Source organism: Streptomyces nigra (genome assembly GCF_003074055.1).
Taxonomy (GTDB): Bacteria; Actinomycetota; Actinomycetes; order Streptomycetales; family Streptomycetaceae; genus Streptomyces; species Streptomyces nigra.
In genome coordinates, this window is record NZ_CP029043.1 from 2,250,782 (window position 1) to 2,275,133 (window position 24,352).

Here is a 24,352-nt window from a genome sequence, read left to right on the forward strand (position 1 = left end):
CCGTCCCCCCAACCCGCTCCGGGACCCAAGACGGGAGCCCGTATGTCCCCCGAACTCCTCTCGATCCTCGTCCTCGCCGTGGTGTTCGTCATCGCGACGACCCGCTCGATCAACATGGGCGCGCTGGCCTTCGCCGCCGCCTTCGGGGTCGGCACGCTCGTCGCCGACCTCGACGCGGACGGCATCTTCGCCGGTTTCCCCGGCGACCTGTTCGTCGTCCTCGTCGGCGTCACCTATCTGTTCGCCGTCGCGCGGGCCAACGGCACCACGGACTGGCTGGTGCACGCCGCGGTCCGGCTGGTGCGGGGCCGGGTCGCCCTGATCCCCTGGGTGATGTTCGCGCTGACCGGCGCGCTCACCGCGATCGGCGCGGTGAGCCCGGCGGCCGTCGCGATCGTCGCGCCCGTCGCGCTCAGCTTCGCCGCCCGCTACTCCATCAGCCCACTGCTGATGGGCGTGATGGTGGTGCACGGCGCCCAGGCCGGCGGCTTCTCCCCCATCAGCATCTACGGGTCGATCGTCAACGGCATCGTGGAGCGGGAGAAGCTGCCGGGCAGCGAGATCACGCTGTTCCTGGCCTCCCTGGTCGTCAACCTCGTCATCGCGGCGATCGTGTTCACCGTGTGCGGGGGCCCGAAGCTGTGGCGGCAGGGCTCGGTGGACGCCCCCGAGGGGCGCGGGGAACCGGGCGACCGGCCGGAACCCGGCGGCACGGGGACGGCGACGGGTCCCGGCGACCAGCCGCAACCCGGCGGCACGGGCTCAGCACCTGATACCGGCACGACCCTCACCCGTCCCGCCCCCACGGCCACCGACCTCGTCGCCGCCCGTCTCACCCCCGCCCGAGTCGCCACGCTCATCTCCCTCGTCGCCCTGGTCGTCGCCGTCCTCGTGTTCGACCTGGACGCCGGCCTCACCGCGATCACCCTCGCCGTCGTCCTCAGCACCGTCTGGCCGGACGACAGCAAGCGGGCCGTCGGCGAGATCGCCTGGCCGACGGTGCTGCTGATCTGCGGTGTGCTGACATACGTCGGCGTGCTGGACGAGATGGGCACCATCACCTGGGCCGGCGAGGGCGTCGGCGGCATCGGCGTCCCGCTGCTGGCCGCCGTCCTGCTCTGCTACATCGGCGCGATCGTCTCGGCGTTCGCCTCCTCGGTCGGCATCATGGGCGCGCTCATCCCGCTCGCCGTGCCGTTCCTGGCCCAGGGCGAGATCGGCGCGATCGGGATGGTGGCGGCGCTCGCGGTGTCGGCGACGGTCGTGGACGTCAGCCCCTTCTCGACGAACGGCGCCCTGGTACTGGCCGCCGCGCCCGATGTGGACCGGGAGCGTTTCTTCCGCCGGCTGATGGTGTACGGAGGGATCGTGGTGGCCGTGGTGCCCGCGGTGGTGTGGCTGGCGATGGTCGTGCCGGGCTGGGGGTGAACCGGCACCCGGTGCACGGTGTCCGTCGGACGGCCGCCCGGCCGTCCCCGTCGAGCAGTCAAGGAGTACGACGCGTGTCCTCTCTCTTCCCGGCCCTCGTGGACGCCCCGGCGGGGCGCGCCGCCCTGCGGTTCGGCGACCGCGCCCTGACGTACGGCGAGCTGGGCGCCGCCGCCGGTGCCCTCGCCGCACGGATCGGCGGCGCGGGCCGCGTCGCGGTGTGGGCGACGCCCGCGCTGGAGACGGCCGTGGCGGTGGTGGCGGCGCTGGAGGCCGGTGCCGCCGCCGTGCCGCTCAACCCGAAGTCGGGCGACCGGGAGCTGGGGCACATCCTGTCCGACAGCGCCCCGTCGGTGGTGCTCGCCGCCCCCGGGGACGAACTGCCCGCCCCGCTGGCCGGTCTGGAGCGCGCCGACGTCGACGTGCACGCCGCCGGTGAGCTGCCCGGCACCGACGTGCCCGACGAGCACGCCGCCCTGGTCGTCTACACGTCCGGCACCACCGGCCCGCCCAAGGGCGCCGTCATCCCCCGCCGGGCCGTCGCGCACACCCTGGACGCGCTCGCGGACGCCTGGCAGTGGACCGGCGAGGACGTCCTCGTGCACGGGCTGCCCCTGTTCCATGTGCACGGTCTCGTCCTCGGCGTGCTCGGCCCGCTGCGCCGCGGCGGATCGCTGCGCCATCTCGGCCGGTTCGGCACCGAGGGCGTGGCCCGGGAGTTGGACGAGGGCGCGACCATGCTGTTCGGCGTGCCGACGATGTACCACCGCATCGCGCAGGCGCTGCCGCACGAGCCTGGCCTGGCGCAGGCGCTCGGCAAGGCCCGGCTGCTCGTGTCGGGTTCGGCGGCGCTCCCCGTCCACGACCACGAGCGGATCACGGCCGCGACCGGGCAGCGGGTCGTCGAGCGGTACGGCATGACGGAGACGCTGATGAACACCAGTGTGCGCGCCGACGGCGAGCGCAGGGCCGGCACGGTCGGCGTCCCGCTGCCCGGGGTGGAGCTGCGGCTGGTCGAGGAGGACGGCACCCCGCTGACGTCGTACGACGGGGAGAGCGTCGGCGAGATCCAGGTGCGCGGCCCGAACCTGTTCACCGAGTACCTCAACCGGCCCGACGCCACGCGGGACGCCTTCACGGCGGACGGCTGGTTCCGCACCGGCGACGTGGCGGTGCGCGACCCCGACGGCTACGTCCGGATCGTCGGCCGCAAGGCCACCGACCTGATCAAGAGCGGCGGCTACAAGATCGGCGCCGGGGAGATCGAGAACGCACTGCTGGAGCACCCCGGGGTGCGGGAGGCGGCCGTCACCGGGGAGCCGGACGCGGACCTCGGTGAGCGGATCGTGGCCTGGGTCGTCCCGGCGGACCCGCAGGCGCCCCCGTCGGCCGACGAGCTGGCCGATCATGTCGCCGGGCGGCTGGCCCCGCACAAGCGCCCGCGCCGCGTCCACTACCTGGACGTCCTGCCCCGCAACGACATGGGGAAGATCATGAAGCGGGCGCTGGGCGCATGACGGAGCGCCTGACGGCCCGCCAGGTCATCGCCCTGGTCGCCGAGGACTTCACCGAACTGGGTCCCGGCGACGGCGGCCCGGCGTCCGGTGACCGGCCCGACGGCCCGCTGGACTGGGAGGGGTACGGCGACGCCCGTGCCCTGGCCGCCGCCCGCACCGGCGAGCGGGAGTCCGTGGTGTGCGGCACCGGAAGCGTCGAGGGCACCCGCGCGGTGCTGATCGCCTTCGAGTTCGGCTATCTGGGCGGCTCGCTCGGCGTGCGCACCGGCGACCGGCTGGAGGCGGCGTACCGGCACGCCCGTGAACACCGCCTGCCGGTGGTGCCGTTGGTGGCGACGGGCGGCAGCCGGATGCAGGAGGGCATGCACGCGCTCACCCAGCTGCAGCGCGTGGCCCGCGAGTCCGCACTCACCCGGGCCGCCGGGCTGCCGCAGATCGCGGTGCTGCGCGACCCGACGACCGGCGGCGGCTGGGCCACGCTCGGCGCGGGCGCCGACGTCACGCTCGCGCTGCCCGGAGCCCAGGTCGGCTTCGCGGGCTCCCGGGTCCGCCCGCCGGACGCCGACCCGGCCGCCTACACGGCCGAGGCCCAGCTGGCGTCCGGCGCGATCGACGCGCTGGTCCGGCCGGGCCTGCTGCGCCGCGAACTGGGCCGCTGGCTACGGCTGCTGACGGCGCCCTCCCAGGCGGCGGCACCCCCGCCACGCGCGCTCGGCGGCACCGCTGCGCCGGACTCGGGCCGGGACGCCGTACGCCGGGCCCGCTCCCCCGAGCGGCCACGCGCCGCGCGCTATCTGGACGCCTACTTCGCGCACCGCGTCACCGTCACCGGCGACCGGTGCGGCGGCGCGGACCCCGAGGGCATGCTGTGCGGCTTCGGCGAGCACGAGGGCCGTACGGTCGCGTACGCCGCGCAGACCGGGACGGCCACCCGCCCCGCCGGATACCGCACCGCGGCACGGCTGATCCGGCTCGCCGACCGGCTCGGCATCCCGGTGCTGACCCTGGTGGACACGCCGGGCGCGGCGAACGACGCGGAGGCGGAGCGCCAGGGCGTCGGCGCGGCCATCGCGGACCTCTTCACGGTGCTGGCGTCGGTCCGCACGCCGGTGACGACCCTGCTGATCGGCGAGGGCGGCTCGGGCGGCGCGCTCGCCCTCGCGGCACCGGGCAACACCTGGGCCACACCGGACAGCTACTTCTCCGTCATCGCGCCGGAGCTCGCGGCGGCGATCCTCAAGCGCGGCCCCGACGAGGTCGACGCGACGGCGGACCAGCTCCGTCTGCGCCCGCAGGACCTGGTGGAGGCGGGCGTGATCCTGAGCGTCGTCGGAAGCTAAGGGCTGTCCCGTGATTCCCGGTGGATCAGCGTGCGGCGCCGGATGCGGTGCATCGCAAGGCGGAGGGCCGTCCGCATACCGGATGTACGCGGACGACCTGACAACGCGGCGAGGTGCCGTGGCCGGCGTCGCGCGCCCGCCGGGAATCACGGGACAGCCCTTGGTGGCGACACGGGTACGGTCGCGGGCACCCTCCGCGGCCGTACCCGACCCGGCCCCGCTCCCCGTGCTGCGACACGCCGCCTGACGCCCCCTCAGGGACAGAAACCCCCATTCAGCGGCACCCCACCCGGCCCCCTCCAGAAGGCGCCGCCCGCCCGGCGGCCCGCACGATGCGAGGGAGGCCGGCACACCAACGGCCTTGCGACCACACGACCACGCACCCCACGCGAGGCCCGCCACCCACCCGGCGGACCCTTGGTTCGCGCTCTCGGGAGGACCGCCATGACCGCCACGCTGGAACAGCTGCGACGCTGCCACTTCGCCGTCGATCTGGGGGCGGCCAGGACCCGCGTCTACGTGAAGGGGGCCGGTCTCGTCGTCGACCAGCCCTCGGCCGCCGCCGTCAACACCCGTACCGGCGCGCTCATCGCGGTCGGCGAGTTCGCGGAGCGGATGACCGGCCGCACCCCGGACTACATCCGCGTCGTACGGCCCGTCTCCGGGGGCACCGTCGTCGACATCGAGATGGCGCAGCGGATGCTGCGTCACCTCCTGGGCGACAAGATGCGCCGCAGTCTGCGCCGCCGGCCCTTCCTGCGGGCCGCCGTCTGCACCCCGCACGACGCCGACCCACTCGCCCAGCGCGCCGCCATCGAGACGCTGGTCGGCCTCGGCGCCCGCCGGGTGGAGCTGGTGGACACGCTGATCGCCGCCGCCGTCGGCTGCGGACTGCCCGTCGAGCAGCCCGAGGCCAGCATGATCATGGTGTGCGGGGCGGCCGCGACCGAGGTGGCCGTGCTGTCGCTGGGCAGCATCGTGGCCGCCGAGCGGGTCCGGGTCGGCGGCGAGGCCGTGGACCACGCGATCGTGCAGCACCTGCGCCACCAGCACGAGCTGATGCTGCCCAGCCAGAACGTCCGCCCGCTCCAGCTGGCGCTGTCCGGCAACGGCCTGACCGCGCAGGGCCCCGCCTCCACGGAGATCCACGGCAGGGACGTCTGCACCGGGCTCGCCCGCTCCGTACGGGTCGACACCGCCGCCGTGCGGGACGCCATCCAGACCCCGCTCACCGCCGTCCTCGACAGCATCGGCAAGGTGCTCCGCGACTGCCCGCCCGACCTGGTCGCCGACCTCGCCGACCGCGGGATCATGATGGTCGGCGGCAGCGCCCTGCTCCCCGGCTTCGACGAGATGCTGCGGCAGGCCACCAGCATGCCCGTGCACATCGCGGAGCGGCCCGACGTCTGCGCCGTACAGGGCCTGGGCACCATGCTGGAGGGCCGGATCGAGCCGCTGGAGCTGGCCCCGGCGACCTGAGCGGCCCGGTCTCAGCAGGTCTCAGTACGGAAGGATCCGGCCCGAGGGAGTGCGCCGGTCGATCTCGCCCCTGGTGTCCCGGGGGGCGGACGGCCGGCGGGTGACCCGAACGCGAACGTACGTCTGGCCCTTCATGGCGCCCTCCTCGTCTCCGGGTCCGTTGCGACCAGCCTTCTCTCCGCAACCTTTCGGCACATCGTGCCCACGCAGGCACTTGTCATGCCTCCGCAGGGGGAGCGGTTGGAAGCGGGCGTCCTCCCACGGGCGGAGACGCCCCTTCCCGCGGGCGGAGTGGACCCCGCCGGGGGAACAGGCGCACGCTCGTCCATAGGGCACTCTTCCCACGGAAGTGATCTCGATGGATGACAAGAACTGGACCGTCCACATCCACATCACCGAGGACGGCGACGACACCGTCGCCGAGGCCGTGTTGACCACCCCGGACACCTCGACCGTGACCGGCCGGGGCGCGGCCCACCGCAACCCCGTCGACCGCCCCGTCCCCGAGATCGGCGACGAGCTGGCCGCCTGCCGCGCCCTGGAGGACCTCGCGCTGCGGCTGCACGAGGTCGCCGACGACGACATCGTCGCTCTGGCCGGTCCCGCCGAGCGGACGACGGGCGGAGCCTGGGAACGCCCCTGAGCCGCGACGGCCCGGTTTACCCGGTGATCCCCCTGGTACTGGTGTGACCGTCGTCCGTCCGCCGCGCGCCCTCGGCGCCGCCCGACCCCCTGGAGAGCGATGCTGCTGAGGACCTTCGGCTGGTCGATGGGCGTCACGGTGCTCGGCCTCGTCTTCGCGGCCTGGGTGTGGGGCTGGGAGGCGTTCGGGGTCGTGCTGATCCTGTCCGTGCTGGAGATCTCCCTGTCCTTCGACAACGCGGTCGTCAACGCCGGGATCCTGAAGCGGATGAACCCCTTCTGGCAACGGATCTTCCTGACCGTCGGCGTGCTCATCGCCGTGTTCGGGATGCGGCTGGTGTTCCCGGTCGTGATCGTCGCGATCAGCGCCAGGGTCGGTCCCGTCGAGGCCGTACGGCTGGCGGTCGACGACCCGGACCGCTACGAGGCCCTCGTCACCGACGCGCATCCGGCGATCGCCGCCTTCGGCGGCATGTTCCTGCTGATGATCTTCCTGGAGTTCATCCTGGCGGAGCGCGAGATCACCTGGCTGACCTGGGTGGAGCGCCCGCTCGCCCGGCTCGGGCGGATCGACCTGCTGGCGCCCTGTACGGCGCTGATCGTGCTGCTGGTGGCGGCCACGACCGTCGCCGGACAGGCGCACGTCAGCACGGGCCACGCGGACAAGGCGGCCACCGTCCTGCTGGCGGGCGTCGCCGGCCTGGTCACCTATCTCGCGGTCGGCGGTCTGTCCTCGCACTTCGAGCACCGCATCGAGGCGGAGGAGGAGCGCGAGCACGAGGAGGAGCGACGGGCCCGCGCCGGGGGCGGACGCCCGGTGGCCGCCCTCGCCGGCAAGGCGGCCTTCTTCCTCTTCCTCTACCTCGAGGTCCTGGACGCGTCGTTCTCCTTCGACGGGGTGATCGGCGCCTTCGCGATCACGAACCACATCTTCTGGATGGCGCTGGGCCTCGGCATCGGCGCCCTCTACGTCCGCTCCCTCACGGTCTACCTGGTCCGCCAGGGCACCCTGGACGACTACGTGTACCTGGAGCACGGCGCCCACTACGCCATCGGCGCGCTCGCGGTGATCCTGCTGGTCACCATCCGGTACGAGCTCAACGAGGTCGTCACCGGCCTGGTCGGCGTGGTCCTCATCGCCTCCTCCTTCCTCGCGTCCGTCCGCCGCAACAGGGCACTCGCGGCGGCCGGGGAAGCCCCGACGGGGCCGTGAGTCGGATCACGCCACGCACGGCGTGAGGGCGTGTTCACGGGGCCGGGCGGCTACGGCTCCGGCGTGATCCGGACCATACGTGGTGTTCGACATAGGCGTTTTCATCCGCTTATGGCTAGGTGGATGTGTTTGCCTTCGCGCACAGCGCCGCATCGAGCGACGCTCCGTCCAGCCGATCCGTCCGCCCGGGAGTTCCATGCGTCTGCGCGCCCCCTCCTCGCCGCGAAAGGGCCCGTCGTCCCGCGTGGCCTCCGTCCGTCCGTACGCCCTGGCCGGCGGCACCCTCGCCGTCGGCTTCGGCGGCCTGTATCTCGCGGGGCTCCTCGCCGCGGGCGGGGACATAGAGGACGGGACGACGGTGCGGGGTGTCGACATCGGCGGGCTGGGCCGCGCCGAGGCCGTGCACCGGCTGGACGACCGCCTCGCCCCGGCCGCCGCCCGCAGCCTGCGGGTCACGGTCGGCGACCGCGAGGGCACCGTCGACCCGCGCCGCCTGGGCATCACCTTCGACCACGAGGCCACCGTCGACCGGGCGAGCCGCAGCGGCGCCCTCGACCCGTTCACCGTGATCGGCGGCCTGTTCCGCTCGGGCGGCCCGGTCGAGCCCTCGGTGAGCGTCGACGAGGACAAGGCGCACGCGGAACTGAAGAAGGTCGCGCGGGACGCCGACCAGAAGGTCCGCGAGGGCGGCGTCACCTTCGAGGACGGCGAGGTCCACCGGGTCGCCCCGCACCAGGGCTACGCCCTGGACACGGACGCGGCCGTCGGCCCGCTGCGCGACGCCTTCGCCCGCGGCGACGCCCGGGCCGTCACGAAGCTGCCGGCCCGCGCGACCGCGCCGAAGGTGACGGACCGCGAGGTCGACCGTGCGGTGCGCGAGTTCGCCGAGCCGGCCATGTCGGCCCCGGTCACCCTGACCGCCGCCGACCACCGCTTCACCGTCGAGCAGCCCGTCCTGGGCCGGTATCTGACGATGCGCCCGGACGACACGGGCAAGCTCGTACCGAAGCTGGACGCGGCCGGGCTGCGCGCCGACCCGGCGGTGGCCAAACCGCTGTCCGCCCTGCCCACCCGGGCCGCCAACGCCGAGCTGCGCCTGGTCGGCGACCGGGTCGGCGTCGTCCAGGACGGCCACGCGGGCCATGTGGTCACCGACAAGGCGCTGGGCAAGGCCGTACTGCCGCTGCTGACGAACCGGGGCGCCGCCCGCAGCGGCGAGATCGCCACCCGGGTGAGCGAGCCTCAGGTCACCCGGGCCAACGTGGACCGGCTGGGCCTGCGCGAGAAGATGTCGTCGTTCACCGTGAACTTCGACCCGGCCCCGTACCGCACCCGGAACATCGGCCGCGCGGTCGAGCTGATCAACGGCTCGGTCGTGATGCCGGGCGAGACCTGGAGCTTCAACCGCAGGGTCGGCGAACGCACCCCGGAGAACGGCTTCGTCGACGGCATCATGATCTACGACGACGAGTTCCGGAAGGCGCCCGGCGGCGGTGTCTCGGCGGTCGCCACGACCGTCTTCAACGCGCTGTGGTTCGCGGGCGTCAAGCCCGTCGAGCACGGCGCCCACTCCTTCTACATCGAGCGCTACCCGGAGGGCCGGGAGGCCACGGTCGCCTGGGGCAGCCTGGACCTGCGCTTCGCCAACGACTCCGGGCACGCCCTCTACATCCAGGCCCAGTCCACCGACCACTCGGTGACGATCTCGTTCCTCGGCACCCGCAAGTACGACGAGATCGGCTCCGTGAAGGGCCCGCGCACCAACGTGAAGCAGCCCGAGCGCAAGGTCCTGAGCGGCGACCGGTGCGTCCCCCAGACTCCGCTGGAGGGATTCGACGTGACCGTGCAGCGGGTCTTCGTCCAGGACGGCCGCGTGGTGAAGCGGGAGCCGTTCCGCACGCACTACGACCCGCGGAACGAGATCGTCTGCGAGTGATCCTCCCGGCAACGGCCTGGTCGCATCGTTTCTGCACGGGTGGCGCCTGGTGGGGCGGGTGGGACTCGAACCCACGGCCGACGGATTATGAGTCCGCTGCTCTAACCGGCTGAGCTACCGCCCCATAGCGGCGTGTCGCGTACATGTGTGCGCGCCGTCTGCCGCAGCATAGCCGCTCATACGATCTCCTGCTTCGTATGGTCGACTTCGCATGCCCTGAAGGACACCGCTGCGACCTGCACGGTTCCCGCCGCAGGTGGGAAGGCATGAAAAAGGACCCCGACGGGGGTCCTCGTTCAGCATGCTCCCCCGACTGGACTCGAACCAGTAACCTGCCGGTTAACAGCCGGCTGCTCTGCCAATTGAGCTACGGAGGACCGAGCTCCCCCGACTGGACTCGAACCAGTAACCTGCCGGTTAACAGCCGGCTGCTCTGCCAATTGAGCTACGGAGGAATGCCTCGTTTGCATCGAACGTACCTACCTGGGTATTCGCCAGGGGGCGTGCGCTCGCTGCGACACATACATTAGCGCAAGCAGGGGGGTGCTCCGCCAATCGGTTCCCCCCGGGGCGCCGACGCCGCATCAGGGACCTAGGCAAAGGGAAGGGTGGCCGCCATGCGCTACCGGCTCACGTTCGTCGTCGGACTCGCCGTCGGTTACGTGCTCGGCACTCGCGCCGGACGCGAGCGCTACGAGCAGCTCAAGAAGACGGCCCGGGAGATCTCGCACAACCCGGCGGTGCGCAACACCGCCGAGACGGCGGCCCAGCAGGGCCGGGTCTTCGCGGGCAAGGCGTACCACACGGTCAGCGACAAGGTCGGGGACCGCGTTCCCGCGTCCGTCGCCGATCGCGTCCGCAACCTCCGCGAACGCAGCGCCCACAACGGAGGCGCCGAGGACGACTGGGGCACCAGCAACACCTGAGCGGCCCGCGGCCCGAGCAGGCGCCGCCCTGCGGCACAATTTGGCCCATGGGGATAGTCGCCGGGTTGGACAGTTCGCCCGATTTCACTCGCATCGTCGTCTGTGACACGGACTCGGGCGCCGTGCTCAGGCAGGGTTATGCCCCGCACCCGGTGGAGTCGCCGGACGGTGCGCGCCCCTCCGACGTCGACCCGCAGGCGTGGCTGCTCTCCCTCGGTGAGGCCGCCGGCGGCGGCCTCCTCGAGGGCGTCCAGGCCATCGGCGTGTCCGCGCAGCAGAACGCGCTGGTGCCGGTGGACGCGCAGGGCAACACCGTGCGTCCCGCGATGGTCGGCGGCGACAAGCGGGCCCAGGTCGCGGCGGCCGATCTGATCGACGCGCTCGGCGGGCGCGAGGCGTGGGCGCAGGCGGTGGGGTGTGTGCCGCAGGCGGCGCAGCCGGTCACCAAGCTGCGCTGGCTCGCCAAGACCGAGCCGGAGCACGCGGCGCGCACCGCGGTCCTACTGCAGGCCCACGACTGGCTGGTGTGGCAGCTGCTGGGCCGGCCGGTGCGCCGTACGACCGATCGGGGCGGGGCGTCCTCCACCGGCTACTGGTCCGCGGCGGGCGGTGCGTACCGCTCCGATCTGGTGGAGCTGGCTCTCGGCCATCCGGCGATGCTGCCGGAGGTGATCGGCCCCTCGCAGGCGGCCGGTACGACCCCGGAGGGGCTGCTGATCTCCGCCGGGACCGGCGAGACCATGGCCGCCGCGTTCGGGCTCGGCATCGGGCTGGGCGACGCGGTCGTCTCGCTCGGCGCGTCCGGGTCCGTGATGGCCGTCCACCCCGAGGCGCTCATGGACGGCTCCGGGATGATCACCTCGCTGGCCGACGCGACCGGTATGCATCTGCCGGTCGTCACCACGCTCAACGCGGTGCGCACGCTGCGCGGCACCGCCGAACTCCTCTCGCTGCCCGACCTGGAGAGCCTGTCCGACCTGGCGATGAAGTCGACGCCGGGGGCCCACGGGCTGGTGCTGCTCCCCTATCTGGAGGGTGAGCGGACCCCGAATCTGCCGCACACCGCGGGCACCCTGTCGGGGCTGCGCCGGGAGTCGATGAAGCCGGAGCATCTGGCGCGGGCGGCGTTCGAGGGCATGCTGTGCGGGCTCGCGGACGCGCTGGACGTGCTGCGGGGCCGGGGTGTCGAGGTGCGGCGGGTCTTCCTGCTGGGGGCGGCCGCCGAGCTGCCGGCCGTGCAGGCGGCGGCGCCGTCGCTGTTCGGCGCGCAGGTCGTCGTACCGCAGCCCGCGGACTACGCGGCGATCGGTGCCGCGCGGCAGGCGGCGTGGGCGCTGGGCGCCACCCAGGGCACCCTCGACCCGCGGACCCCGCCGCTCTGGCAGGGCCCGGCGGCGCAGGTGCTGGACCCCGGCGACGAGCTGGCGGTCGGCCAGGCGGTGCGCCAGCAGTACGTGTCGGTGCGCGAGCAGACGCATCCCGGGGCGTTCCGGTAGCGGGCCGAGTGGGGTGCGGAAGGTAAGAGACCGGTAGGAAGCCGTACCCGTAAGGCCGTACGGAGCGGCGCCGACGGCTTAATCGGTTGAGGTAACGCGGCGGGAGTGTCGGACGATAGGGGCCAGGGGCAACCAAGCCCGCGCCCCGTCGCCGACCCGACCACTGCGAGAGAAGCAGCGTGCTCATACGACTCCTGCGGACCTACCTCAGGCCCTACCGCCGTTCCATCGGCTGGCTGGTGCTGCTGCAGTTCCTGCAGACCTGCGCCACCCTCTATCTGCCCACCCTGAACGCCGACATCATCGACAAGGGCGTCGTCAACGGCGACACCGGCTACATCATGTCCTTCGGGGCGCTGATGATCGGCATCTCGCTGGCGCAGGTGGTGTGCAACGTCGGTGCCGTGTACTACGGCGCCCGGACCGCCTCGGCGCTGGGGCGGGACGTGCGGGCCGCCGTCTTCGACCGGGTGCAGTCGTTCTCGGCGCGCGAGGTGGGCCAGTTCGGGGCGCCCTCGCTGATCACGCGGACGACGAACGACGTCCAGCAGGTGCAGATGCTGGCGCTGATGACGTTCACGCTGATGGTGTCGGCGCCCATCATGTGCGTCGGCGGGATCGTGCTGGCGCTCGGTCTGGACGTGCCGCTGTCGGCGGTGCTGGTCGCTGTGGTCCCGGTGCTCGGCATCTGTGTGACGCTGATCGTGCGCCGGCTGCGGCCGCTGTTCCGGGCGATGCAGGTGCGGCTGGACACGGTGAACCGGGTGCTGCGCGAGCAGATCAGCGGCAACCGCGTGATCCGCGCGTTCGTCCGCGACGACTACGAGCAGCAGCGGTTCCGGAAGGCCAACACGGAGCTCACCGACATGGCGCTGGGCACCGGCCGGCTGCTCGCGCTGATGTTCCCGATCGTCATGACGGTGGTGAACCTGTCGTCCATCGCGGTGGTGTGGTTCGGCGCGCACCGGATCGACAGCGGCGGGATGCAGATCGGCGATCTGACGGCGTTCCTCGCCTATCTGATGCAGATCGTGATGTCCGTGATGATGGCCACCTTCATGTTCATGATGGTGCCGCGCGCCGAGGTGTGCGCCGAGCGCATCCAGGAGGTCCTGGACACCTCCTCCAGCGTGGTCCCGCCGAAGGCTCCGGTGACCGAGCTGCGCCGGCACGGGCATCTGGAGATCCGGGGCGCGGGCTTCCGCTATCCGGGCGCCGAGGAGCCGGTGCTGACGTCGATCGACCTGGAGGCCCGGCCGGGTGAGGTGACCGCCGTCATCGGCTCGACCGGCAGCGGCAAGTCGACCCTGCTGGGGCTGGTGCCCCGGCTGTTCGACGCGACAGAGGGCCGGGTCCTCGTGAACGGCGAGGACGTCGGCGGGATCGACCCGCGGCTGCTCGCCCGCACCGTCGGCCTGGTGCCGCAGAAGCCGTACCTCTTCGCGGGCACGGTGGCCACCAATCTGCGGTACGGCAATCCGGACGCCACGGACGACGAGCTGTGGAACGCGCTGGAGGTGGCGCAGGCCAGGGAGTTCGTCGAGCGGCTGGAGGGCGGGCTGGACGCGCCGATCGCGCAGGGCGGCACGAACGTCTCCGGCGGGCAGCGGCAGCGCCTGGCGATCGCGCGGACGCTGGTGCAGCGCCCCGAGATCTATCTGTTCGACGACTCCTTCTCCGCCCTCGACTACGCCACGGACGCCGCGCTGCGCTCGGCGCTGTCGCGGGAGACCGCCGAGGCGACCGTCGTCATCGTCGCCCAGCGGGTGGCGACGATCCGGGACGCGGACCGGATCGTCGTGCTGGACGAGGGGCAGGTGGTCGGCACCGGCCGGCACCACGAGCTGATGGCGGACAACGAGACCTACCGGGAGATCGTGCTCTCCCAGCTGACGGAAGCGGAGGCCGCCTGATGGCCGGGCCCATGGGACGGATGATGGCCGGCGGCGGTCCCGACCAGCGTTCGCTGGACTTCAAGGGGTCGGGCCGCCGGCTCGTGGCGCGGTTCGCGCCGGAGCGGCTGACCATCTATGTGCTGCTGCTGTGCGTGGTGGTGAGCGTGGGTCTGTCGGTCGCCGGGCCGAAGATCCTCGGCAAGGCCACCGACCTGGTCTTCGCGGGCATCGTCGGGCGGCAGTTCGAGCCCGGGATGTCCAAGGAGCAGGTCCTCGCGGCGATGCGGGAGCGCGGTGACGGCCGGATCGCCGACATGCTGCGCAGCACCGACTTCACCCCCGGCCAGGGCATCGACTTCACGGCCGTGGGGAACGTCCTGCTGGTCGCGCTCGCGGTGTTCGCCGCCGCGGGTCTGCTGATGGCCGTGGCGACGCGGCTGGTGAACCGGGCCGTGAACCGCACGATGTACCGGATGCGCGAGGACGTGCAGACGAAGCTGTCGCGGCTGCCGCTGTCGTACTTCGACAAGCGGCAGCGCGGCGAGGTGCTGTCCCGGGCGACCAACGACATCGACAACATCGGGCAGACGCTGCAGCAGTCGATGGGCCAGCTGATCAACTCGGTGCTCACCATCATCGGTGTGCTGGCCGTGATGTTCTGGGTGTCGTGGCTGCTGGCGCTGGTCGCGCTGGTGACCGTGCCGCTGTCGTTCGTCGTGGCCACCCGGGTGGGCAAGCGGTCGCAGCCGCACTTCGTGCAGCAGTGGCGCACGACCGGCAGGCTCAACGCGCATGTCGAGGAGATGTACACCGGGCACACCCTGGTGAAGGTGTTCGGCCGGCAGGAGGAGTCGGCGCGGCAGTTCGCCGAGCAGAACGAGGCGCTGTACGAGGCCGGGTTCAAGGCGCAGTTCAACAGCGGGATCATGCAGCCGCTGATGCTGTTCGTGTCGAACCTCAACTATGTGCTGGTCGCGGTGGTCGGCGGGCTGCGGGTCGCGTCGGGCGCGCTGTCCATCGGCGATGTGCAGGCGTTCATCCAGTACTCGCGGCAGTTCTCGATGCCGCTGACGCAGGTCGCGTCGATGGCGAACCTCGTGCAGTCCGGTGTGGCGTCCGCCGAGCGGATCTTCGAGGTGCTGGACGCCGAGGAGCAGTCGGCGGACCCGGTGCCGGGGGTGCGGCCGGAGGAGCTGCGCGGCCGGGTGGCGCTGGAGCACGTGTCCTTCCGGTACGAGCCGGACAAGCCGCTGATCGAGGATCTGTCGCTGACGGTGGAGCCCGGGCACACGGTCGCGATCGTCGGCCCGACCGGCGCCGGCAAGACGACGCTGGTCAATCTGCTGATGCGGTTCTACGACGTGTCGTCGGGGCGGATCACGCTGGACGGCGTCGACATCGCGCGGATGTCCCGGGACGAACTGCGGTCCGGGATCGGCATGGTGCTCCAGGACACCTGGCTGTTCGGCGGCACCATCGCGGAGAACATCGCGTACGGGGCGGCCCGGGACGTCACCCGCGGCGAGATCGAGGAGGCGGCGCGGGCCGCGCACGCCGACCGGTTCATCCGTACGCTGCCCGACGGGTACGACACGGTGATCGACGACGAGGGGTCGGGGGTCAGCGCGGGCGAGAAGCAGCTGATCACGATCGCGCGGGCGTTCCTGTCGGACCCGGTCATCCTGGTGCTGGACGAGGCGACGTCGTCCGTCGACACCCGTACCGAGGTGCTGATCCAGAAGGCGATGGCCAAACTGGCGCACGGGCGGACGTCGTTCGTCATCGCGCACCGGCTGTCGACGATCCGGGACGCGGACACCATCCTCGTCATGGAGAACGGCGCGATCGTCGAACAGGGCGCGCACGCCGAGCTGTTGACGGCGGACGGGGCCTACGCGCGCCTGTACAAGGCGCAGTTCGCGCAGGCGGTCGCGGAGGTCGACTAGGGGGCAGGAGGGGGCCGCCGTCGTGGGACGGCCCCTTCTCAGTCCAGATAGCCCCTCAGCTGGTCCGCGAACGCGTGGTCGCGGAGCTTGTTGAGGGTCTTGGACTCGATCTGGCGGATGCGTTCCCGGGTCACGCCGAAGATGCGGCCTATCTCCTCCAGGGTGCGCGGGCGCCCGTCGGCGAGCCCGTACCGCAGCTGCACGACCTTGCGTTCGCGCTCGCCCAGCGTCGACAGCACCGCCTCCAGGTGCTCGCGCAGCAGCAGGAACGCCGCCGACTCCACCGGCGAGGTGGCGTCGCCGTCCTCGATGAGGTCGCCGAGGGCGACGTCCTCCTCCTCTCCGACCGGGGCGTGCAGCGAGACGGGCTCCTGCGCGAGGCGCAGCACCTCGCTGACCCGCTCGGGCGGCAGGTCGAGATGGGCGGCGACCTCCTCCGGGGTGGGTTCGTAGCCGCGTTCCTGGAGCATGCGCCGCTGGACGCGGACGACCCGGTTGATCAGCTCGACCACGTGTACGGGCACCCGGATGGTGCGGGCCTGGTCGGCGAGGGCCCGGGACATGGCCTGCCGTATCCACCACGTGGCGTAGGTGGAGAACTTGTAGCCGCGGGCGTAGTCGAACTTCTCGACGGCGCGGATGAGTCCGAGGTTGCCCTCCTGCACGAGGTCGAGCATGGTCAGGCCGCGTCCGACGTACCGTTTGGCGACGGACACGACGAGCCGCAGATTGGCCTCGATGAGCCGCCGCTTGGCCATCCGGCCCATGACGACCAGCCGGTCCAGGTCCTGGGCGAGCCGGCTCTCCAGGTCGGGTGTGCGGGCGAGCTTCTCCTCGGCGAACAGGCCGGCCTCGACGCGCCGGGCGAGCTCGACCTCCTCGGCCGCGGTGAGCAGCGGGATACGGCCGATCTCCCGCAGGTACTGGCGGAACAGGTCGGAGGTGGGTCCGCTGGTGTCGGGGCGGACCCGGGCCGGGAGCGGTGCCTCGACCGGCTCGGTGGCGTCGTCGAGCGCCTCCGCGGGCGGGTCGGGTGGGCCCTGCGGCTCGCTCTCCGGGTGGTGCGCGACGCGGCTCTGCGGGGGGACCGCGGCGAGCACGCCGTCGTCCGCGTCCGGCGCCGCGCCGTCCGTACGGGTGTCGTTCTCGACGAGGGTCTGGGTCTGCACGGGGGCGACCTCCAGGGTGATCGCTGCCGAGGCGTACGGCAGCGCTGCTTCGAGGGCGGAGTCGGCGGCCTCGCCGCTGTCCGTCCCGTACGCGATGAGCGGAACCGCGGGGGTGTGGGATCCGTGGGGGACGGACCGGCCGCGCTCCGAGGACTCAGGCACCGCCCCCCAGTGTGGGGTACGACACATCACCGCCACGAGGGGCGTGCGGTGACTTTTTGCGTTCGACTCGTGACCACGTGGATATGGCCGCGCGAAACCCTGATGCCCGTACTGAGCGGGCTCCGACACCATGCGACGGTGTCCGGATCTTTGTACGAAACCCATGTGACGGTGCGCTGCGCCGACGCGGCGGAGACCGGGCGGCTGCGTCGCTGGGCCGCCGCGGAGGGTCTGAAGCTCACCGTCATCGAACTGGCGCGCGACCGTACGCCGTCGCAGCCGATGCTCACGCTGACCGGCGCGCCCTCACGGGCCGCGGCGCAGGCGAGCGCGGAGGAGGGCGCGGCCCGGCTGCGGGCGGGTGGGTTCGTCCCGGTGCGCGTCAAGGTCGAGTCGGCGCCCTGGGCGCCGGAGGTGCCGGCCGGACCGTGCGGCGGTGGGCAGTACTTCGAGCACCATGTGAAGCTGCGGCTGCCCGCGGGCACGGATCTCGGGGCGCTGACCGCCCGGGTGGTGCCGTACGGCGCGCATCTGTCGTGGAACGCGCGGCGGACCGTCGGCGCCCGGCACGAGCGGTTCGTGACGCAGCGGTGCCGCGGGGTGGACGCCACGGGCGCCCGTCGGGAGCTGGAGCGGCTGCCGGCCGAGCTGGCGGGGCTCGATGTGGTGGACGTGGAGCGGGAGTTCGTGACCGAGTATCGGCAGTATGCGGACGACGAGCGGGCGTTCGTGGAGCGGCTGAAGCGGGCGGTGGCGCCCGCCTTCGCCGGGCGGTCAGAGGGCGGTGGCGCCGTGGGTGCGTAGGGCCTGGTCGTACTGCTGGAGGACCCACAGCTCGTTCTGCACGGCGGCGAGCTGGGCCGGGTCGCCGCCCGCGCCGAGGCGGGTCAGCTGGCTCTGGATGTCGCGGACGCGGCGCTCGACGGCGCGGCGGCGGACGGTCACGAGCTGTTCGCCCGCATAGTTCTCGTCGACGGTCCTGCGCATGATCGCCTCGACGGCGAGCTCGGTGACCATCGCCCGGACCTGGTCGTCGGGGGCGGCGTCACGGACGCGGACCAGATACTCCTGCGGGTCCTGGATGCCGTACTCCGCGCCGCCCGCGTCCATGATCGCCTGGCGGACGGCGGCGTAGGGGGCGGCGGTGAACTCGTCGACGCCGTACGCGTCGAACGCCGGGGAGACCAGCTCGGGGCGCTGGAGGGCCAGCTTGAGCAGCTCGCGCTCGGTGGCGTAGACGGGATTGCGCAGGGTGAGGGCCGGGCCGGTGGCGCGGGGCCGGGGCGCGGCGTCGTACGGCTGCTGCCGGCCCCGGGAGGAGGGGGCAGGGCCGCGGCCGCCCCGGTCGCGGGCCCAGCGGGCGAGCTGGGCGACCCGCTTGACCACGAACTGCGTGTCGAGGATGCCGAGCATGCCGGCGAGCTGGACGGCGACCTCGTGCTGCGCGCCGCTGTTCTTGATGCGGGCGACGATCGGGGCGGCCTCGTCCAGGGCGGCGGCGCGGCCCGCCGGGGTGTCGAGGTCGTAGCGGACGACGATCTGGCGCAGCGCGAACTCGAAGAGCGGGGTGCGCGGTTCGACCAGGTCGGCAACGGCGTCGTCGCCCTTGGCGAGGCGCAGCTCGCAGGGGTCCATGCCGTCGGGGGCGATCGCGATGTACGTCTCGGCGGCGAACTTCTGGTCGTCCTCGAAGGCGCGCAGGGCGGCCTTCTGGCCGGCGGCGTCGCCGTCGAAGGTGAAGATCACGCGGGCCGAGCCGTTGTCCATCAGGAGCCGGCGCAGGATCTTGATGTGGTCGCCGCCGAAGGCGGTGCCGCAGGTCGCGATGGCCGTGGTGACCCCGGCGAGGTGGCAGGCCATGACGTCGGTGTAGCCCTCGACGACGACCGCGCGGGACGCCTTGGCGATGTCCTTCTTGGCGAGGTCGATGCCGTACAGGACCTGGGACTTGCGGTAGATCGCCGTGTCGGGGGTGTTGAGGTACTTCGGGCCGTTGTCCGCCTCGTAGAGCTTGCGGGCGCCGAAGCCGACGACGTCGCCGCCGATGTCGCGGATCGGCCACATCAGGCGGCCCCGGAAGCGGTCGATGGGGCCGCGGCGGCCCTCCTGGGCCAGGCCGGAGAGGATGATCTCCTTGTCGGTGAAGCCCTTGCCGCGCAGGAAGCGGGTGAGGTGGTCCCAGCCCTGCGGGCTGTAGCCGACGGAGAAGCGCTGGGCGGCGGCCTGGTCGAAGCCGCGCTCGGCGAGGAACTGGCGGCCGGTGTCGGCCTCCGGACTGGTCGCCAGCTGCTCCATGTACCAGTCGGCGGCGATCTTGTGGGCCTCGACCAGACGGATGCGCTCGCCGCGCTGGTGGGAGGGGTTGTAGCCGCCCTCCTCGTAGCGCAGGGTGATGCCGGCCTGGGCGGCGAGGCGCTCGACGGCCTCGGAGAAGGAGAGGTGGTCCACCTTCATCACGAAGGTGATGGTGTCGCCGCCCTCCTGGCAGCCGAAGCAGTGGAAGAGACCCTTGCTGGGGCTGACCTGGAAGGACGGCGACTTCTCGTCGTGGAAGGGGCACAGCCCCTTCAGATTCCCGCCGCCGGCGTTGCGCAGCTGGAGGTACTCGGAGACGACGGCGTCGATCGGGACCGCGTCCCGTACCGCCTTCACGTCGTCGTCGTTGATCCGTCCTGCCACGCGTGAATTCTACGGGGCCGGTCGGACACTCAAGGGATGAGGTCTTCGAGTGGAATGTGGGGGTTCGCCAGGTTATCGGTGTCCACCCGGGCCCTGGAGCGGATCAGTTTCTGGATCGGTTCGGTCACGTCCCACACGTTGACGTTCATCCCGGCGAGCACCCGTCCGGCCTTGACCCAGAACGCGATGAACTCGCGCTTCCCGGCGTCCCCGCGGATCACGACCTCGTCGTACGACCCGGCGGGCGCCCATCCGCTGTACTCCATCCCCAGGTCGTACTGGTCGGAGAAGAAGTAGGGCACACGGTCGTAGACGACGTCCCGCCCGAGCATGGCGCGGGCCGCGGCCGGGCCGCCGTTGAGCGCGTTCGCCCAGTGCTCCACCCGCAGCCGGGTGTCGAACAGGGCGTGCGGGAAGGAGGCCACGTCCCCGGCGGCGTAGATGTCGGGGTCGGAGGTGCGCAGCCGCTCGTCGACCACGACGCCCCTGCCGTGCGCGGCGTCGGCGATCTCCAGGCCGGCGGCCTCCGCGAGGGCGGTGCGCGGGGCGGCGCCGATGGCCGCGAGGACGTCGTGCGCCGGGTGCTCCTCGCCGTCGTCGGTGCGGGCGGCCAGCACCATGCCGTCCTGCCCGACGATCTCGGTGAGCCGCCGCCCGAAGTGGAACCGCACCCCGTGCTCGCGGTGCAGCTCGGCGAAGAGCGCGCCGAGCTCGGGGCCGAGCACGCCGTGCAGCGGGGTCGGGCCGTGCTCGATCACGGTGACCTCGGCGCCGTACTCGCGGGCCGCCGCCGCGATCTCCAGGCCGATCCAGCCGGCGCCGGCGATCACCAGGTGGCCGTTGTCCCGGCCGAGGGAGGTCAGGACGCCCTTGAGGCGCTCGGCGTGGGCGAGCCGCCGCAGATGGTGCACGCCGGCCAGGTCGGTGCCGGGGATGTCCAGGCGGCGGGGCTCGGCGCCGGTCGCGAGGAGCAGCTTGTCGTAGTGGACGACGGTGCCGTCCTCGCCGAACCGGACCGTCTTCGCCGTACGGTCGATGGCGTCGACGGTCTGGCCGAGGTGCAGCTCGATGTCGTTGCGCGCGTACCAGGCGGGCTCGTGCACGAAGACGGTGTCGCGCTCCTCCTTGCCGAGGACGTACCCCTTGGACAGCGGGGGCCGCTCGTAGGGGTGGTCGCGCTCGTCGCAGATCAGTATCACCCGCCCGGTGAAGCCCTCCGCGCGGAGTGTCTCGGCCGCCTTGGCGCCGGCCAGGCCGCCTCCGACGATGACGAATGTCTGATCCGCGTCGACCACTTCATGCCTCCTCGTAAGGTGCCGCCCCACGAGCGTCCCGCACGCAGCGTGATGCGGGAAGGGGGGGGTGACCCGATCAGGCCACGCAGGGTCACTTTCGGGTGCCCGGGCGGGGGGTCAGGTCCGCCCGGCGAGCCGGGCGTGCAGGGCGCGCGCCGAGGCGTCCGTCAGATTGGCGATCTGGTCGACGACGACGCGCTTGCGGGCCCGGTCGTCGCCCGCCGCGTCGAACAGGGCGCGGAACTGCGGGTCCAGTCCGTCGGGGGCGCGGGCGGTGAGCGCCTCCGCCAGTTCGGCGACGACGACCCGCTGGTCGGCGCGCAGCCGCTCCTGCTCGGCGCGCTGCATGACGTACCGGTCGGCGACGGCCTTGAGGACCGCGCACTCCATCCGGGCCGCCCTGGGCACGACGAGTTCGGCGGCGTACCGGGTGAGCCGTCCGCCGCCGTACGCGGCACGCGTCGCGCCCTCGGCGGCCAGGCAGAAGCGGCCGATGAGCTGGCTGGTGGCGTCCTTGAGGCGGGCCTGCGCGACGGCCGAGCCGTCGTAGCCGTGCGGCCACCAGGGTTCGTCCTGGAGCCGGTCGAGGGCGGCGGCCAGCTCCTCCGGGTCGGTGTCCGCGGGGACGTAGCGGCCGACGGCGACGGCGAAGACGGCCTGCCTCTCCGGCTCGGCGTGCAGATAGTTGGGGTCGATGTGACCGGCGTGCAGTCCGTCCTCGACGTCGTGCACGGAGTACGCCACGTCGTCGGCCCAGTCCATGACCTGGGCCTCGAAGGTGGTGCGGGTGCCGGGGGCGTCCTTGCGGATCCAGTCGAAGACGGGCCGGTCGTCCTCGTAGACGCCGAACTTCCGCGAGTGCGGGTCGGTGGGGTGGCCGCCGCGGGGCCACGGGTACTTGGTGGCGGCGTCGAGGGTGGCCCGGGTGAGGTTGAGGCCGACGGAGCCCTCCGGGGTGAACCGCTTGGGCTCGATCCGGGTGAGCAGCCGCAGGGACTGGGCGTTGCCCTCGAAACCGCCGCAGTCCTCGGCGAACTCGTTGAGGGCGACCTCGCCGTTGTGCCCGAAGGGGGGATGGCCGAGGTCGTGGGAGAGGCAGGCGGCCTCCACCAGATCGGGGTCGCACCCCAGGGCCTCGCCGAGTTCCCGGCCGACCTGGGCGCACTCCAGGGAGTGGGTGAGGCGGGTACGGGGGCTGGGGTCCCAGGCGTTGGCGTGGGTGCCGGGGGTCACCACCTGTGTCTTGCCGGCGAGCCTGCGCAGCGCGGCCGAGTGCAGCACACGGGCGCGGTCCCGTTGAAAGGCCGTGCGCCCGGGGCGCTTGTCGGGTTCCGGGGCCCACCGTTCGACTGCCGACTCGTCGTAGTACATGCGTCGACAGTACGACCAGAGGAGCGGGGTGGGCGCCGTCGGCGGGTCAGGCGGTGGCCAGTTCCCGTGTCGGTGCCGTCGAGGGGGTCGCGTGGTCGTAGCGGTGGAGGAGGAGGCGGGCCACGGCCGGATGGGTGCCCAGGGGGGCCGAGGCGATCCAGGGGGCGTCCTCGGCGCACTGGGTCGCGAAGCGGCCGGGGGCCGTGAAGTACGACGCCACCGCGACCCGGGTGCGGCCTCGCGCGGCGAGCGCCGCGAGGGCGTCGGGGACGGACGGGGACGCGGTCGTGGCGTAGGCCGGGACGACGGGGACGCCGAGGCGGGCCGCGAGGAGGCGGGCCGTGCGGGAGGTGTCCAGCTTCGACTCGGGGTCTCGGGAGCCGGCCGCGGCGAGGACGACGGCGGTCCCGCGGCGGGTGGCCTCGTCCTCGGGGGCGTGCCAGCCGGCCTCGGTCAGGCGGGCGTGCAGGGCCTCCGCGAGCAGCGGGTGCGGGCCGAGCGCTCCGGCGAACCGGGCGCGGACCCGGGACGCGGCAACCGTCTCGGGGATGTCCCGTTTGATGTGGTAGCCGCGGCCGAGGAGCAGCGGCACCAGGACCGTCTCGCGGTCGCCGAGCGCGGCGAGGGTGTCGGCGAGCAGGGGCTCGTTCAGCTCGATGTGCCCGAGGTGGACCGGCAGTCCCGGGCGCAGCGCCCGGACCTCGTCGAGCAGCGCGGTCACCGTCTGCAGGGCGCGCGGGTCGCGGCTGCCGTGGGCGACGACGACGAGCGCGGGGGGCTCGGGGCGGCGCCTGCCGTCGGGGCCGACGAGGCTGAGCTGGCGGGCGAGCTGGCTGCTGATCCGGTTCATGAGGTGCGCCGTACTGTCGAGGGGGGCCGTCGGGGACTGGTCGTGCACGGGGTTCGACGCCGTCATGGACCGATGGTGGCGGGGCGAGGTTGCTGTCCCGTTTCACGGGAATGACGGGTTCTTACGACCGGTTCACGGTCCGGCCCCGGGCCGGTGTGAGGCGGCTTGACCTGCGGTTCCGTCGACCGGCGTGAGGCCGGTCACGCCGGGGCGGGTGAACCGTGCCCGCTGCGGGGGCGTCCCTTGAGGCGGGGGCTCACGGGGAGCCGCCCGGGGAGGGGGCCGGCGGATGCGTCTGCGGAGGCCGCGCCTGCCGCGCACCCGTGCCGGGCGCCGACGGCTGGTGCAGGCCGTGACGGCGGTGAGTGTCCTGGCCCTGCTGCCGGCGACCTGGACGCGGCTGGCCACGGACGGCCGGCTGCGCACCGCGGCGGACGTGCCGCGCACCGATGTCGCCGTCGTCTTCGGGGCGGGGCTGTGGGACGGCGAGCCCTCCCCGTATCTCGCGCACCGTCTGGACGCGGCGGCCGAGCTGTACCGGGCGGGACGGATCGAGGTCGTCCTGGTCACCGGGGACAACAGCCGCGAGGACTACGACGAGCCCGACGCGATGCGGGCGTACCTGGTCCGGCACGGGGTGCCCGACGCCCGGATCGTCAGCGACTACGCGGGCTTCGACACCTGGGACTCCTGTGTCCGGGCCAAGCGGATCTTCGGGGTCGACGAGGCGGTGCTGATCAGCCAGGACTTCCACATCCGGCGGGCGGTGGCGCTCTGCCAGGAGGCCGGGGTGACCTCGTACGGCGTCGGCGTGGCCGCCCGGCACGACGTCACCTATTACTACGGCGGGGTGCGGGAGCTGTTCGCGGCGGGCAAGGCGGCGCTGGACGCGGTCGTCGAACCGGACCCCCGCTTCCTCGGGCGCCGCGAGACCGGGGTCGCGGACGCGCTGGCGCAGGCCAGGTGACCGGGGCCTCACGGTGGCACCCGGCGCGCGGGGAGGTCGCC

General features: G+C 72.8%; 18 protein-coding genes and 3 tRNA genes. 13 read left to right on the forward strand and 8 right to left on the reverse strand.

What is annotated here, in order from left to right; all coding sequences use genetic code 11:
- Positions 1-42: 42 nt before the first annotated feature.
- The 7 genes from DC008_RS10440 to DC008_RS10470 all read left to right on the forward strand — a co-directional run bounded on the left by DC008_RS10440 (position 43) and on the right by DC008_RS10470 (position 9,555).
- Positions 43-1,428: an SLC13 family permease gene (locus DC008_RS10440; RefSeq protein WP_108706734.1), complete on the forward strand. Its 1,386-nt coding sequence runs from the start codon at positions 43-45 to the stop codon at positions 1,426-1,428.
- A gap of 74 nt (positions 1,429-1,502) precedes the next feature.
- A complete protein-coding gene (locus tag DC008_RS10445) occupies positions 1,503-2,945 on the forward strand; it encodes an acyl-CoA synthetase (RefSeq protein ID WP_108706735.1) in 1,443 nt (480 codons plus the stop codon).
- Entirely contained in the window at positions 2,942-4,285 is a 1,344-nt protein-coding gene (locus DC008_RS10450; protein ID WP_108706736.1) for a carboxyl transferase domain-containing protein, read from the forward strand. Before DC008_RS10445 ends, DC008_RS10450 begins: the two co-directional genes overlap by 4 nt.
- A gap of 444 nt (positions 4,286-4,729) precedes the next feature.
- A complete protein-coding gene (gene mreB / locus DC008_RS10455; RefSeq protein ID WP_108706737.1) occupies positions 4,730-5,764 on the forward strand; it encodes a rod shape-determining protein in 1,035 nt (344 codons plus the stop codon).
- A gap of 358 nt (positions 5,765-6,122) precedes the next feature.
- Entirely contained in the window at positions 6,123-6,407 is a 285-nt protein-coding gene (locus tag DC008_RS10460; RefSeq protein ID WP_108706738.1) for a DUF1876 domain-containing protein, read from the forward strand.
- 99 nt (positions 6,408-6,506) lie between these two features.
- The gene (locus tag DC008_RS10465; protein WP_108706739.1) at positions 6,507-7,619 is read left to right on the forward strand and encodes a DUF475 domain-containing protein; all 1,113 of its coding nucleotides are present in this window, start codon (positions 6,507-6,509) and stop codon (positions 7,617-7,619) included.
- A gap of 196 nt (positions 7,620-7,815) precedes the next feature.
- On the forward strand, positions 7,816-9,555 hold the full coding sequence (locus DC008_RS10470) for a VanW family protein (RefSeq protein WP_108706740.1): 1,740 nt from the start codon (positions 7,816-7,818) through the stop codon (positions 9,553-9,555).
- Between the two features lie 47 nt (positions 9,556-9,602).
- Here the strand turns inward: DC008_RS10470 and DC008_RS10475 are convergent.
- From DC008_RS10475 to DC008_RS10485, 3 genes are all read right to left on the reverse strand, one after another.
- Positions 9,603-9,679 (reverse strand) — tRNA-Ile (locus DC008_RS10475).
- Between the two features lie 180 nt (positions 9,680-9,859).
- Positions 9,860-9,932, reverse strand: a tRNA-Asn gene (locus DC008_RS10480).
- Positions 9,933-9,937: 5 nt separating this feature from the next.
- A tRNA-Asn gene (locus DC008_RS10485) sits at positions 9,938-10,010 on the reverse strand.
- Positions 10,011-10,172: 162 nt separating this feature from the next.
- Here DC008_RS10485 and DC008_RS10490 point away from each other — a divergent pair.
- The 4 genes from DC008_RS10490 (at position 10,173) to DC008_RS10505 (ending at position 15,818) form a co-directional block, all read left to right on the forward strand.
- Positions 10,173-10,481, forward strand: a complete 309-nt coding sequence (locus DC008_RS10490; RefSeq protein ID WP_055620812.1) for a hypothetical protein — start codon at positions 10,173-10,175, stop codon at positions 10,479-10,481.
- 47 nt (positions 10,482-10,528) lie between these two features.
- Positions 10,529-11,977, forward strand: coding sequence for a xylulokinase (locus DC008_RS10495; RefSeq protein ID WP_108706741.1), 1,449 nt, complete (start codon positions 10,529-10,531; stop codon positions 11,975-11,977).
- 179 nt (positions 11,978-12,156) lie between these two features.
- Positions 12,157-13,890, forward strand: coding sequence for an ABC transporter ATP-binding protein (locus tag DC008_RS10500; protein ID WP_108706742.1), 1,734 nt, complete (start codon positions 12,157-12,159; stop codon positions 13,888-13,890).
- Positions 13,890-15,818 carry an ABC transporter ATP-binding protein gene (locus DC008_RS10505; RefSeq protein ID WP_108706743.1) on the forward strand — a complete coding sequence of 643 codons (1,929 nt, stop codon included), beginning with the start codon at positions 13,890-13,892 and terminating at the stop codon, positions 15,816-15,818. The genes DC008_RS10500 and DC008_RS10505 overlap by 1 nt, the downstream gene beginning before the upstream one ends.
- Before the next feature lie 38 nt (positions 15,819-15,856).
- Here the strand turns inward: DC008_RS10505 and DC008_RS10510 are convergent, their stop codons facing one another.
- The gene (locus DC008_RS10510) at positions 15,857-17,149 is read right to left on the reverse strand and encodes an RNA polymerase sigma factor (protein WP_108706744.1); all 1,293 of its coding nucleotides are present in this window, start codon (positions 17,147-17,149) and stop codon (positions 15,857-15,859) included.
- Between the two features lie 102 nt (positions 17,150-17,251).
- Between DC008_RS10510 and DC008_RS10515 the strand changes: the two genes are divergently transcribed.
- Positions 17,252-17,953 (forward strand): hypothetical protein, encoded by a 702-nt coding sequence (locus DC008_RS10515; RefSeq protein ID WP_425276566.1) that lies wholly within the window; start codon positions 17,252-17,254, stop codon positions 17,951-17,953.
- Here DC008_RS10515 and dnaG read toward each other — a convergent pair.
- From dnaG to DC008_RS10535, 4 genes are all read right to left on the reverse strand, one after another.
- Positions 17,924-19,828, reverse strand: coding sequence for a DNA primase (dnaG, locus tag DC008_RS10520; protein WP_108706745.1), 1,905 nt, complete (start codon positions 19,826-19,828; stop codon positions 17,924-17,926). The genes DC008_RS10515 and dnaG overlap by 30 nt on opposite strands.
- 29 nt (positions 19,829-19,857) lie before the next feature.
- A complete protein-coding gene (locus DC008_RS10525; protein WP_108706746.1) occupies positions 19,858-21,123 on the reverse strand; it encodes an NAD(P)/FAD-dependent oxidoreductase in 1,266 nt (421 codons plus the stop codon).
- 117 nt (positions 21,124-21,240) lie between these two features.
- Complete coding sequence (locus DC008_RS10530; RefSeq protein ID WP_108706747.1) at positions 21,241-22,494, reverse strand: deoxyguanosinetriphosphate triphosphohydrolase; 1,254 nt, start codon at positions 22,492-22,494, stop codon at positions 21,241-21,243.
- 46 nt (positions 22,495-22,540) lie between these two features.
- On the reverse strand, positions 22,541-23,410 hold the full coding sequence (locus DC008_RS10535; protein ID WP_108706748.1) for a sirohydrochlorin chelatase: 870 nt from the start codon (positions 23,408-23,410) through the stop codon (positions 22,541-22,543).
- 223 nt (positions 23,411-23,633) lie between these two features.
- Between DC008_RS10535 and DC008_RS10540 the strand changes: the two genes are divergently transcribed.
- Positions 23,634-24,311, forward strand: coding sequence for a SanA/YdcF family protein (locus DC008_RS10540; RefSeq protein WP_108706749.1), 678 nt, complete (start codon positions 23,634-23,636; stop codon positions 24,309-24,311).
- Positions 24,312-24,352 lie beyond the last annotated feature (41 nt).